10 protein-coding genes and 2 pseudogenes are annotated in these 12980 nt (G+C 58.2%); 2 read left to right on the top strand and 10 right to left on the bottom strand.

Annotated elements, in window-relative coordinates:
- Positions 1-607: 607 nt before the first annotated feature.
- From FJV83_RS33955 to FJV83_RS33935, 5 genes are all read right to left on the bottom strand, one after another.
- Positions 608-1105 carry an Lrp/AsnC family transcriptional regulator gene (locus FJV83_RS33955; protein WP_063169306.1) on the bottom strand — a complete coding sequence of 166 codons (498 nt, stop codon included), beginning with the start codon at positions 1103-1105 and terminating at the stop codon, positions 608-610.
- A 493-nt stretch (positions 1106-1598) separates the two neighbouring features.
- Positions 1599-3122, bottom strand: a complete 1524-nt coding sequence (locus tag FJV83_RS33950; protein ID WP_063169307.1) for a fumarate hydratase — start codon at positions 3120-3122, stop codon at positions 1599-1601.
- Between the two features lie 27 nt (positions 3123-3149).
- Positions 3150-4583 (bottom strand): NAD-dependent succinate-semialdehyde dehydrogenase, encoded by a 1434-nt coding sequence (locus FJV83_RS33945; protein WP_063170369.1) that lies wholly within the window; start codon positions 4581-4583, stop codon positions 3150-3152.
- Positions 4584-4776: 193 nt separating this feature from the next.
- Complete coding sequence (locus FJV83_RS33940; protein ID WP_063169308.1) at positions 4777-5703, bottom strand: LysR family transcriptional regulator; 927 nt, start codon at positions 5701-5703, stop codon at positions 4777-4779.
- Positions 5704-5870: 167 nt separating this feature from the next.
- Positions 5871-6272 (bottom strand): hypothetical protein, encoded by a 402-nt coding sequence (locus tag FJV83_RS33935; protein ID WP_063169309.1) that lies wholly within the window; start codon positions 6270-6272, stop codon positions 5871-5873.
- 1485 nt (positions 6273-7757) lie between these two features.
- On the opposite strand from FJV83_RS33935, the gene FJV83_RS33930 reads away from it, so the two are divergent.
- Complete coding sequence (locus FJV83_RS33930) at positions 7758-8105, top strand: transposase (protein WP_063169310.1); 348 nt, start codon at positions 7758-7760, stop codon at positions 8103-8105.
- A 48-nt stretch (positions 8106-8153) separates the two neighbouring features.
- On the opposite strand, the pseudogene FJV83_RS37345 reads toward FJV83_RS33930, so the two are convergent.
- A pseudogene (locus FJV83_RS37345) lies at positions 8154-8290 on the bottom strand (IS3 family transposase); the annotation flags it as partial.
- Between the two features lie 528 nt (positions 8291-8818).
- On the opposite strand from FJV83_RS37345, the gene FJV83_RS37340 reads away from it, so the two are divergent.
- The gene (locus FJV83_RS37340) at positions 8819-9193 is read left to right on the top strand and encodes a zinc ribbon domain-containing protein (protein ID WP_063169311.1); all 375 of its coding nucleotides are present in this window, start codon (positions 8819-8821) and stop codon (positions 9191-9193) included.
- A 55-nt stretch (positions 9194-9248) separates the two neighbouring features.
- Here the strand turns inward: FJV83_RS37340 and FJV83_RS33920 are convergent.
- From FJV83_RS33920 to FJV83_RS33905, 4 genes and pseudogenes are all read right to left on the bottom strand, one after another.
- Positions 9249-9373, bottom strand: a pseudogene (locus FJV83_RS33920) (integrase core domain-containing protein); the annotation flags it as partial.
- A gap of 24 nt (positions 9374-9397) precedes the next feature.
- Positions 9398-10300: a CoA ester lyase gene (locus FJV83_RS33915; RefSeq protein ID WP_210326668.1), complete on the bottom strand. Its 903-nt coding sequence runs from the start codon at positions 10298-10300 to the stop codon at positions 9398-9400.
- A gap of 133 nt (positions 10301-10433) precedes the next feature.
- A complete protein-coding gene (locus FJV83_RS33910; protein ID WP_063169312.1) occupies positions 10434-11585 on the bottom strand; it encodes a CaiB/BaiF CoA-transferase family protein in 1152 nt (383 codons plus the stop codon).
- An 11-nt stretch (positions 11586-11596) separates the two neighbouring features.
- Positions 11597-12850: a methylaspartate ammonia-lyase gene (locus FJV83_RS33905; RefSeq protein ID WP_063170371.1), complete on the bottom strand. Its 1254-nt coding sequence runs from the start codon at positions 12848-12850 to the stop codon at positions 11597-11599.
- Positions 12851-12980: the final 130 nt, after the last annotated feature.

Below are 12980 nucleotides of genomic sequence, written 5' to 3'. Positions count from 1 at the left end.
GCTCCTCGCTTAGAAGGCTGCGGAGACCAGCAATGTCAAACAGGACAGACGATCTCCTAATCTCGAACAGCAACGAACTTAGGACGTAAAAACGCGATCTCCGAATGTCCGCAGGCGTCGAGGGCCGGGTTGGTCGCCAAGGCCGAGCGGGCCAGCTTGCACTCCCGCTACCCGTCGGCTTGCCAAACCCTCGCTGTAGATTTCGCCCCCTACACGGATGCGCTGACCGCGACTAAGCTCAATCGCCACTGATCGCCAATCCAGGGCGAAAGTTCCCCCCTTGAAGTAGCGGTAGAGGCATTTTTCGGCACTTCGCATCTTAGATATGGACGCCTCCTCAACCAGGCACGATCCGGTTTGGCTTCTCGCCGTAACCGTGCTGGGCAAGTGCGTCCGATGGCTGCTTCGATCCTCTCCTGGAATAGATCGGTTCCAGATTGCTCAAGCGCATCGTCCTTGCTCGCGATCAACTGGCGGATAGCGCTCGGCCACCTTTTTCCAGCAATTAGTATACCGCAAATGTCCCTTGAGTTTCGTCGGAATGGGTGCCTTTTGCCGACGAATCTACGGGATCCGTGCCAAACGCCGTTGAAACTTAGCTTTTGGGTTACCGTTGCCTCAGGGCGGACAAAGGTATCGGTGAATTGGACTTCACTGGTTTCGTGACGACAAGGCTATAGTATTGATCAATCCCCAAGCCTGCCTGCAGCAGTCCCTCCATGAAATCCTGATAGGCGGCCATAGAACGAGATGCGACCCGCATCAGATAATCCACGCGCCCCCCAATTGCCCAGCAGTCCAGGATTTCCGGAATGTCTTGGATAGCAGTTTCGAAGTGTCGTTGGTCCTCAAGACGATGACGATCCAGCACGACCTCCACCATCACAAAGATCATGCCGCCGATGAGGGCAGGACTCAGCCGCGCATAAAATCCCTCAATAATCCCCGCGGCCTTGAGTGCTCGGAGCCGCTCCGAACAGGCGGACGCCGAAAGATGAACTCGTTTTGCAAGCTCACTTTTTGAAATCCGACCGTCTGCCTGAATTTCGGAGAGGATCCGCAGGTCCCAACTGTCGAGTTGCACGGGATCGGGTTTCGACTTCATAACCTATGCTCTCAGCGATGACATCGCGTTGTGTGCCGATCAATTCTATCATCAATTGAAACGAGCGAATGTAGCAGTGGAAGGCATCCGTTCCAGGCCCGAGATGTGCCAGAATGGGGTACGAAAATCAGCTGAGGGTGAGCGATCCGCTGAGAAAAGCTGCAGAAGTAATTTGGCTATCGCCCCAACGCCCAACGGGGCAATGGTGCAGCTGGAGAGAATAGTCGGCGGCGGCGGAGACCATGATAAATAGATAACCGATTTTCTTGAATCTCGCTGCCGTACTTGATAGACGCGCGACTGCATTCGACCCTCGATCGCATGGACGGCATACTCAATGCAGTATTCACTCGCACATTCAACTATTAGGGTGAATTGAAGGCCTTGCTTGGCCGGCTCGCCGAGGCGCAGGGCACCGCAAATGCCGCTCGTCTTATGGCTTGCCCGATAATTTGGCGCTCGGGTCTGGCCGAAATCGCCCAACCGGAAAGACTCAAACACCGATGTTGCGTGCGATGCTGTCGGCTGCCATACGCTTACGCCACTCAAGAGGCCCGGAATTGTGAATGGAGTTTCCCTCAACATCGACAGCCATGACGACGGGCATGTCCTGCACATCGAATTCATAGATGGCTTCCATGCCCAGGTCTTCAAAGGCGACAATCCGCGCCGCCTTAATCGACTTTGAAATCAGGTACGCAGCGCCACCCACTGCAGCAAGGTATGGCGTTCTGTGTCTTACAATCGACGCGATGGCCGCCGGTCCCCTCTCCGCTTTGCCCACCATCGCGAAAAGGCCGGTTTCGGCGAGCACCTTGTCCGTAAAATCGTCCAAGCGGCTGGAGGTTGTTGGACCGGCGGGTCCAACGACTTCATTCCTCACTGCCCGGACGGGACCGACGTAGTAGATCACGCGGCCCCTCAGATCGACTGGGAGCGGCTTGCCGGCATCAATCAGTTCGACCATTCGTTTGTGGGCAGCGTCACGGCCCGTCAGCATCTTTCCAGAAAGCAGGAGCGTTTCACCGCAGCGCCACGATGCCGTCTCTTCCTTCGTAAGCGTATCTAAATTGACCCGCCGGACGCCGGCTGGGTTCAATTCGTCGGCTCCGATGTCGGGCCATTCGCGCAAATCGGGCGGCTGGAGGCTGATGGGTCCAGAGCCGTCCAAAGTAAACTTCAGGTGCCGGTTGGCGGCGCATTGCGGGATGAGCGCCACAGGCTTGGACGCTGCATGAGTAGGATAGGTCGCAACCTTGACGTCAACGACTGTCGTCAGACCACCAAGGCCTTGGGCGCCGATACCAAGCGCGTTGATCCGCTCATAAAGCTCAATCCGCAGCCCCTCTTCTGCGCTTGACGCCCCCCTTGCGATCAGTTCCGCCATATCTATGGGCTCGTTCATGGCCTCCTTGGCCAGCAGCATCGCCTTTTCAGCGCTACCACCGATGCCGACAGAGATCAGTCCAGGTGGACACCACCCGCTGCCAAGGGTCGAAACGGTATTGACCACCCAGTCGGAAACGGAGGCGGTGGGATTGAGGGTGGTAAAACGTGCCTTGTTCTCCGACCCGCCGCCTTTCGCGGCGATGGTGATCTCAATCTGGTTACCTTGCACCAGGTCGACATGGACAACTGCCGGTGTGTTGTCGCGGGTGTTGACCCGTCTAGCGAGGGGATCCGCAACGATCGATGCCCGAAGGGGATTGTCCGGATCGAGATAGGCTTGACGTACGCCCTCATTCACAAGATCCGCGAAACTGGCTGTTGACTTAATGCGGGCATCCATGCCGACCTTTGCGAAGACAACCACAAGTCCGGTGTCCTGACAAATCGGGCGCCGCCCAAAGGCCGCCATGCGGGAGTTCAGCAGAATCTGACCTATGGCATTCTTCGCCGACGGGCTCTGTTCTCGCGTGTATGCGTGAGAAAGAGACCGGATATAATCTGGAGGATGATAGTACGAGATGTACTGAAGGGCGTCGGCGACGCTCCTTGTGATGTCGCTACCGGCCATGGTCCGTGTTCTGTTTCCCACCGGATTTTATCCAAATGAACCGAGGCCATTGACCATTTTCAGAATCTGGAAGCTTCGCACCCCCTGCTCGCCGCCTTCATATCCATAGCCGCTTTGTTTGACTCCTCCATAAGGGGCATCAGCGGAAACCCCTTTCAGGTAATTCACACTAACAGCGCCCGCAGAAAGACCGCCCACAAGCCTCTGTTGCGTATCGGCCGCGCCAGTAAACAAGTAGGCGGCCAGACCGTACTCCGTGGCGTTGGCTTCATCGATCGCCTCTTCGATCGTATCGAAAGGAGCCACGGTGAGAATTGGTCCGAACGGCTCTTCATGAAGCACTCTCGCTTCCTTCGGTACGCCAGTCAGGATGGTTGGCGGCCAGTAAAACCCCGGTCGGTCAAGGGGGATGCCACCGGTCTCGATTTGGGCGCCGCCCTCTACCGCATCTTTGGTCAGGCGTTGCATGGCCTCGATTCGCCGCGCGTTTGCCATGGGACCCATCTGCGTTGCAGGGTCATCCGGTGGACCGATCCTGATTTTTCGGACCGCCTCCGTCATCCGGAACAGGAATTCCTCATAGCGGGATCGGGCGACAAGAATCCTGCTGGGCGCATTACAACTCTGGCCCGCGCACTCGAATTTGTATTCCGAAATAGCCGGTATCGCCGTTGCCAGGTCGGCATCTTCGCACACAATAACCGGGGAATGTCCACCGAGCTCAAGGATGCAGCGCTGCAGATTATTCGCGGCCAGTGTGGCCAGCTGTTTCCCAACAGCGGTCGACCCCGTGAACGTCAAGACTTTGACAATTGGCGAACTGAGCAGATGCCGTGATATATGCACAGGAACACCGAACACCAGGTTGACCACGCCTTCCGGTATCCCTGCTTGACGCAAAGATTCCACGACATGGACAGCCACGCTTGGCGTCTCTTCGGCCCCTTTGAGGATCACCGGGCAGCCTGCCGCCAGCGCGGGGGCGAGCTTGCGGGCGATGAGAACGGCTGGATAGTTCCACGGCGTAAAGGCAGCGACGACACCGAGGGCCTCCGGGACGATCATCCTGTTCGGACCCAACGGAATCGGGGTCGACAACTCATCGGCATGCCGGCCATTCCATTCCAGCGTTTCGACTGCGCGCGCGTACTCTCCTGTTGCTTCGGCAATCGTCTTTCCCTGTTCGGACGACAGGTCCCTGGCTGCGGCGCCAGCTTTCTCAGCCAGATTGCTGGCGGCAGAGACGAGGATCTCGCCACGCTCTTTGGCGGGGCGTGAGGACCACGCCTTGCGGCTGCGTTCTGCCGAAGCAAGAGCTTCATCCAAGTCTGGAACCGTAGCCGAGGCCACTGAGGCAAATACCTTCTCCGTCGCCGGGTTGATCACCGGCAAAGTGGCTCGGCTACCACCGGCTCGCCATTTGCCATTAATGAAGAGCTCGTAGCTCCTGGCGTGGGACATCGCGGGCTCCACTTGTGATTCTGGCCATGCGAGCGCCGTTTCAATTTTCGAAGCCGCTGAGCTCGCTTGAGCCAGTTTCATCGCGATGGTCGCAGCGGGTCAAATATCGATTAGTGCCTAAATCCATCTGGAATCCAGATCGATCTGTTCCGACAGGAAGGAAGTCATGCCGTTGTTTACAGATCGATGGTTCTCAGGTCGCGTCAGGAGCCGATGCTACCCAGCCCCGGCTCTCAATCAATTCTCTGGCGACCTTCGGAATGAGCTTGCGGACCGCAGAAACGGCCGCAGAACGCTCATCTTTGGGATTTACAGCAAGCACCACGGAGCGGGTAATTACCGGATCGACTATCTTGACCGTCCGGACCAGCCCTTGAGAGGCTTCTTTCTGAACGGCAGACGGGGCGAGAATAGAATGCGCTTTTCCCTCTACGACCATGTTGATGATCGTTGAGAGCGAGTCCACTTCAAACTTGACGTCCATCGCGCAACCGTGTTGTGCGACGACATCAGCCACCGAACGCCTGACATTGTTGTTGCGCATGGGAACCGCCAGGGGGAATGCATGCAGGTCGGCCAGAGATATCGCATCTTCAAACGGTGGCTCGCCGGACGGAACCACCAGACAAAGGTCTTCGCGCGCTAGCACAGTCATTCGCCCCACACTGTCCGCAGTGCGGTACAGAACCGCCAGATTGAAGCGTCCAGCCGCCATCCATTCCTCTAGCGGTCCCGTCATACCCTCGACCATCTTGAGGGACACCTTGGGCAGTTCGTGTCTTACCGTCTCAAGCAGCGGACCGCTCAGGACGCGAGCAGCTCCAGACGGAATGCCAATAGTCACCTCCCCGGCGGGGGAAGCGGCTGTGTTGGTCAATTCCACCTCGGTAATTCGAATTTCTTTGAGAATCGCCCGCGCCCGCTCCAGGAGTTTGGCTCCTGACGCCGTCACGCTCACGCCGGTCCTGTCGCGTATCAGCAGCTGAGTGCCGAAGCCTTCCTCCAATTGGCGCACATGCAGACTCAGCGCACTCTGGGCGACATTCAGAAAGCCAGCGGCCTTCGTGAAACTGCCTGCTTCGACCACGCCAACAAAGTATCTTAACTGCCTGATTTCCACGGGTACTCTTCCGAGGGCGGACTGCAATGATGTAATCTATCTCGAAATGTGATGGCGCGACAGCAATAATTGCAGAGCGACATGACGCCTAACTGTCGTGTCATCTCAGTGTGGTTTGACCAAAACCGTAACCTATGTGTCCAGAATGGACCCAACCCGCCGAGGCTTCAACCGGCCAACTCGGCGCCCTGATCCATGGAGATGATTTCTCGGACCCTTCGAATAACCGGTAGATCGACCATCTTCCCGTCCAATGTGAACGCGCCTTTGCCTTGCGCCGTCGCATCTTTTTCGCCGCGAGGACACGACGGGTCCCTCGAGTTCTTGTGCGCTTGGTGAAAAGCCCCATCGATGTTTAAATGGATCGCCTGCGGCCCCACGAAGTTATCATTGTCTAAGAATCGCCGATGCTTCCTATCGAGCCGAGACTGCCGCATGGGGAACAGAACGGAAAGGTTCGGCGTCAAAAGCAGGTCGAGTTCTGGGGCACCGCCAACAGCTGCACTGAAGTCTTCAGTACCAAGCGCCATTGCAACCAGCGGCGCTAACAAGATGGGAAAGGAGGTCATTGCTATTGCCGCTGGCGGACTTCGGCCGGCCACCCCATTTCCTCTTCCGAGAGGTGAATTGTCCAACCAACCCTGCTGACTAATGACGAGCATGATCGTATCGTCAACGTGTCACAGAATTGCTTGCAAGCTCACGGCCTCAGCTGGGCCAACGAACATTGAACTCCGTGGACGAAGCCTGGACCCGTCGTCATCCAAGTCAATCCGCGCCTCGATGAGGGGACAGATCCTCAATTGGTTCAGCTGGCTTGCAGTATTGCACCTAGCAGTCACGGCGAGGACTGGGATTTGCGAAGAAGGCATTCTCGCAGTGCGGCCGTACGGTACCTCATTCCTGGCACACTGGATTAGATCGCTGGCGACATTAAGATCAGGTGTGACCGAGGTGAAATTTTATGTCGAAAACCTGAAGGCAGGGCGTCAGGCAGGGCGATTACAGAGATCCTATCGGACATGTCATCGCAGTTTCATCCACCATTGCTCGACCGAGGCGACACTCATCGTCCCATCAACCTAATCCATTGGTCGATCACGCCGTTCACGACCCTTGGCGAAGAAGGAATCAGCAGCCCCTAGGCTCAATTGGAAAGCGGGGCGGGGTCCATACGTATCTTCGTTTCCGGGCACCTCATGCTAATGAAGCCGCGACAACAGGTTGGTTATGCACCCAGGTGCTGGCCAATCCGGCTTGACTGGAAAGTTTCATACCCAGGCCTGGCACAGGCGAGCGTGATGCCGCTCTCGCTATGTTGGACCGCAGACGCCGCGACGGCGCATCGACTGGCGCTGGCGAAGCCTAGGACGCGCCAGTCAAGGACCTGCAAAGAGCAAGATCACGCCGCGCGTTGCCTTCAACGCCCATTTGAGCAGAAAGCAACAAGCCTCGCGTATAGCGATCGATGACCGCACGAAGCGCCATCCGGGCTATGATCTCAGTCAGCACTGCCCTAAGGGGTCAGAGGAGGGTTCGGTCAGTCAAGACCTCAGACGGCATGGCCAAGGTCAAGCTGCGAGGATGTGCCACCGCGGGCGCGGCATAACTTGGCGGGCTACAATTTGGTTCGCTTGCCCAGGCTGCTGGCAGCGCCGGTAGTCGGCCGCGCCGGACTGGCACCTACGTCTGGTCCATGAACGGTTGCTTTAGCAAAACCGAAGTCCTCGCCAAAACTCTTCGCCGACGTGCGACGACCGCGCCGGTGCTCGTTCCGGGGTCGGCAAGACGAAGACAGGCCTACTCTGGATTTATGCCCGCGATGACTGATTAGGGAGGGAGCGGACCGCCGGGCGTCTTATGTCTATGCGCCGGACCGAAAAGGCCCAGCGTGCGATCGCTCATCTCGCAGGCTCTCTACCGGAACTTGCAGGTCGACGGCTATAGCGGGCCATCGCTTGCTGGCCGACGAAAAGCGGCTTCACGCTCGCCTTCTGCCATGCCGCGCCCGATCGAGGCGCTAAGAAGGATCCGCGAACTCTAAAAGATCGAGGATGACATCCGTAGCCGAGGCCAACGAGGCCTTGCTGCACGCAGGCAAAAAGTGCTCAACCATCACGGCACTGGACCCAGGGCGGCTAGAGAAGCTCGGCCAAATCAGTCAGAAGACCAAGCTCACAGCGGCGATCCCCTACACGCTCTCGCGCTGGGAAGCGCCTCTCGCGCATCCTGGACGAGGCCATATCAAGATCGACAGCAACGTGGTCGAACGCTCAATCATACGCAACTCTTTTTGCAGCTCCGGCGGTGGCGCTGAGCACTGGTCAGTCATCGTGTCGCTGGGTGATCGCCGGGATTGGCCGGATAGCCTGAAGCTAAGGCCGTCGAGCCAGACCCTCTGACCTGCCACTGAACTTTCAACCAGTGGCGATTAGCCTCGGCCGTTTCTGTTATGGCGCGGTTTGAGCAACGGGCGGAGGCGCGAAGCCTTCATTGAGTGCAGCGTCGGAGCCGGTTGCGGCGAGGGTTCCGGCGAAGACCGCCGGGGTCAAATAGCGAGCGAGGAATGCGGCCTCACGGTGTTGAACAACACCAGGAAAGAACACCCACAGGACCGAGGAACGCAAGTTTCTTTATCCGTGGCATCCTTGGGCCGGGCGTTGTGTTCACGTTCATGAGGTGATCGAGAACGCCGACCGGGAGGTTTTCCGCTGCAGTCTCTCCCGCCACGCCTCCGATCGGTGGCTGGAAGTTCCGGCCTGGATGTTTGATCGCGGTCTGCACCGCGTGGCGCATTGCCCTGCCCCACATATCGATCCCAGAACGCTTGGCGTCTTGGTGACACTGCTGCAGGACCCGACGGCCAATTCCCACACCCCATCGCAATTGGAGGATTCGGGCGCAGCATCGGGTCCTCACGAAGCGAACCGGGGAGAGGTCCATACCGCGCCAGCCTACGACATATCAGTTCGATCTTCTCCAACCCGCACGACGCGCAGACCGCGCAGATGCCGCCATTCGCTCGCGCAGCCGCCGTAAGGCGCGAGATGCTGGCGCTGATTCCGGGTGCACACGAAGGCTACGTCGGCTGGGAAAGGCGGAAGCGATCCGCAAGATGGTGAGCGACCACGTGCCCACGAGCCGGCATCACGGGGCGCCCAAGCATGGCGACGCTCTGCTCGCCGACCTTGTCCGCTGCCGGCGCTGCGGCCGCGAGCTGACGGTCCGCTACACGGGAACCAAGCACAACATTCCGCGCTATTCCTGCTGGCGTGGTCTGCTTGACAATGGCGAGCCGCGTTGCATCGCCTTCGGTGGACTCGCGTCGATCGAAGGCGTTCATCCTCTGCCGGACGGTCCATGGGTCTTCAGCCGATCAACGCTTGACGAACCGGCGGCTCAGCGCATCGTTCATCGCGCGCGGCAAAACCCAAAATACCCCATGGGATCGCATCCAGATCAGCAAAACCTATTCACTCAAATGACATAGACAGATGAGTGTTATGAACAGGATTTAGGTCCTGCCTCCATTCGGCAGTGGCACTGCGGGCGTGGTCGAGGCCGAAGAACAGGCCATCGTTCAACAGCTCGTCTCGCATTCGGCCGTTGAGGGAATCGCGTAGCCATTTTGCATCGGCTTGCCCGGCGCGGTGTAGTGCCATTCGCTCCTGTTCAGCCGCTGATAACAGGCCAGTCAGTTGTTGCCCACAAGAATCAGGATCTCGTGGGCGCGCCGCACCACTGGCGGATCTATCATTTTGCCATTCAACGAGAATGCGGACAGTCCACGCGTGGCGGCATCATTTGCCGCCGCGACAACTTTATGGGCCCACTCGAGCTCCTGGGCGCTTGGCGAGAAAGCCTCATTGAATATGGCCACCTGTGTCGGATGGATCGCCAAAGCTCCGGCAAAGCCAAGCCGCCGCGCCCGCACCGCGGCCTCACGAAGTTTATGCGTGTCCGAGAACTCGCCGATGCTTCCTATGAAGCCCAGCGGGAGCAAGCCGGCCGCGCGGGCGGCAAACAGAACAGAAAGGTTCGGCGTCAAAAGAAGGTCGAATCCTGGGGCGCCGCCAACAGCGGCGCTGAAGTCTTCAGGGCCAAGCGCCATTGCGACCATCCTTGGATGCGCCGACGCAATGGCCGCAAGCCTTTGCAAGGCGCCCGGGGTCTCAATCTGGGCAAGGAACCGGATGCCTCCCTGCGGAAGATTTCTTTCACGTTCTAGTTCCGAAACCGCATTCGCGATCTCTATAACCCACTCTGCCGAATCCGTCTTCGGAAGAACCAGTGCGTCAACACCCGCCATCACGGCTGCATCGAGATCGGCCGCCAAGGCGCGCAGACCATGATTCACGCGGACCAAAACAGATGCGCCTTTCCGGCCCACCTCTGCCACGCATTCAGGAAGCTGCTGCCGTGACTCTCCTTTCCGATCCTGGGGCACGGAATCCTCCAGGTCGAGAATGACGCCATCTGCGCCCCGCTCATGGGCCGTCTCTACAAAGCGCGGAACGTGAACAGGAACGAAGAGCAGGGATCTCCAGCGCGGTACAGACATCGCGCCTTCAACGGCCGCAAAGGTGTCCTTGATCATGGAGACGCCTTTGCGGCCGATTTTAGCGCGGGCGCTGCCAGTGAGCTTTCTAGGCGGCCGGTGCGCTGAAATGATCCGAGGTACACAGGCATTTTGTAAACCGCGAGCAGTCTCACCTTACTGAAACGCGCGCTCACGCTGACGCGGCTCTTTCGCGCAAAAGCGCCCGCACCTCCTCGCGGACAGCCTCGGTATGAGAGCCAAGAGCCGGGACTGGGCGAAGCGAGGGGAGCTCCGAGTTGAAAATCGCCGCCGGCGCTATCGTCTCGACGGCTCCATCGGGTGTTCCAACCTGCACCCTGCGAATGTGTGGATGCTTTGAAACATCCACCACTTCGTTCAGTCGGCCATATGCCAGGCCGGCCGCCTCGAGCTCCTGCATCGCATCGTGGCAGGATAGTTCAAAAAACCGCTGTTCAATGATCTCATCAAGTTGCGCACGATGAGCGAGGCGCTCCATATTGTCAGCAAAACCAGGTGCGCGTGTGAGCCCGGACTGCTTCAGGAATTTCTCGCAGAAATTCACCCATTCGCGGTCATTCTGAACCGAAAAGATGACCTCTTTGCCGTCGGCACAGCGATAGGCACCATACGGCGCGAGCGACGGGTGTTTCACGCCTGCGCGTACCGTCTGGTAGCCGCTGTAATCATTTTGCAAAACCGGCACGTTCATCCAGTCGGCGACGGCATCAAACAGTGACACCTGGATGCTGGTCCCTTCGCCGGTGACCTCGCGGTGGTACAGTGCCTGAAGAATGGCGCTGTGCGCTGTCATGCCCGCCGAGATATCGCAAACCGAGACCCCTACACGCGCAGGCCCCTGTTGGTTGCCGGTGATAGCGCATAGACCTGTTTCGGCCTGGACGATCAGATCGTAGGCCTTCAAATGGGAATACGGCCCTGACTCCCCGAAACCAGAAATGTCGCAGGTGATCAGCCGCGGATATCGTCGACGCAGATCAGCGGACGCGAACCCCAGTTTTTCTATGCTGCCCGGCTTTAGATTCTGGATGAAGACATCAGCACTGGCAATGAGCGTGTCGAGGACGGCGCGATCCGCCTCCAACCTCAGGTCTAGACAGACCGACTCCTTACCCCGGTTGAGCCAGACGAAGTACGCGCTCTGCCCCCGCACCAGCTTGTCGTAGTTTCGGGCAAAGTCCCCTTCGGGCCTTTCGACCTTGATCACCCGGGCGCCTGCGTCAGCAAGGCGAGACGATGCGTAGGGAGCTGCAACGGCCTGTTCGACCGCCACAACCGTGATGTCCTTGAGACTGTTTAGCATCAGGGCGCTTCCTACGCGGCTTTCAGGTTTTGTGCCCGACGCCGATCAAGCATGGCGAGCAACCGATTTTGTTCGTTGCCTACAATGGAAAGACCTTCGTCGATGCCCATGCCAGGCTTCGCGAGCATCATGTCCGCCTGTGTTGCCACCGAAATGTGAACCGTCGCTCGCGCGGAGAGATCCGTCTCGCTGCAGCTGCCTCCCACATAGGCGTCCACGTTGTTCTCTTTGCACAGAAGCACCGCACGGGCGCTGTCGGCGATCGAGCCCACGTCCGGCGTCTTGATCTGCACGAGATGGGTCGCCTTAGCCTCCGCAAACAGACGCACATCCTCTAAGGTGTTGCAGCGTTCATCGACAACGATGCGCGCACGTGACGCGCGCGCATTCAGAATGCCGACGATCTGCCCGTAATTTTCGACCTGCGCCGGCGTAGACCCGAAGTCGGCTGGCGATTCGATATTCACCGTGAACTCCGGAACCGCGTCAGCAACCTTACTGATGAAGTCGGCGATGCGCTGGACGTCGAGCCCGATCTCCATACCGATCCAGCCGTACACATCGAAATGCAGCACCGGAGAATAGTCTGGTTGGCCGATTTGCTTGACGCGGTGCGCCACCCATTTGACGAAATCCAGAAAGGTTTCTCCCCCAACGCCGAATTTGCTACGCGAGTTGATGAGGCCATGCGGGATCACATCCACCCCCTTCAGGATCATTTTATCGACATTGATTTCGCGCGCATCACCGCTCTGGCAATAAATTGGGACACGACGATGCGGCATGGATAGGCAAAATTCCGAACAAACCACCTCCGCCATGGTACGACGCGCAGCATGGGCAGCAGCGCTTAAAAGGGCTTGGCTGACCCCATATTCGATGCATAGTGGGAGTCGTTTCCCAGTATGGAGATCGAAGACACTGGAGCAGGCTGTCAAAAAGCTGGACGCATCAATGTTTAAGAGCCGCGGGACAACAACACGTGACGTGAGATCCATGATGGCTCCGACGTCAAACAGGGGGTCACGCCCGCCAGCCCCTGAGTATTGCACTCCCATCATATCGCCCCAGGCGACCATATCGTCTTCCAGGACAAGCCCGACGCTTAAGCAAGCTGCCGGAACACGGATATCACGGAAGCCGGGCGTCAATGGCTCGCCGACGTAAACAAAACCGTCCTGGCCAACCCCTGCCCTAATGGCAGCTTGATCGTCATAAAAGAAGGCGCCGTTGCCGGGCGTGAGAATGACGTCTTTGATCTGCACTGAATTATACTCGAGTTTGGCCAAGCTATGAGCTGCGGCCGGATTTGCGCGCTCTGTCCTAAGTTATGCCCCGTTCGGAATCGGTTTTGCCAATATAAAGCCCCGAACGTGCCCATCTCGTTTTAAGATA

This window comes from Mesorhizobium sp. WSM4307 (assembly GCF_007003945.1).
Taxonomy (GTDB): domain Bacteria; phylum Pseudomonadota; class Alphaproteobacteria; order Rhizobiales; family Rhizobiaceae; genus Mesorhizobium.
This window is presented reverse-complemented; position numbering and strand designations above follow the sequence as displayed.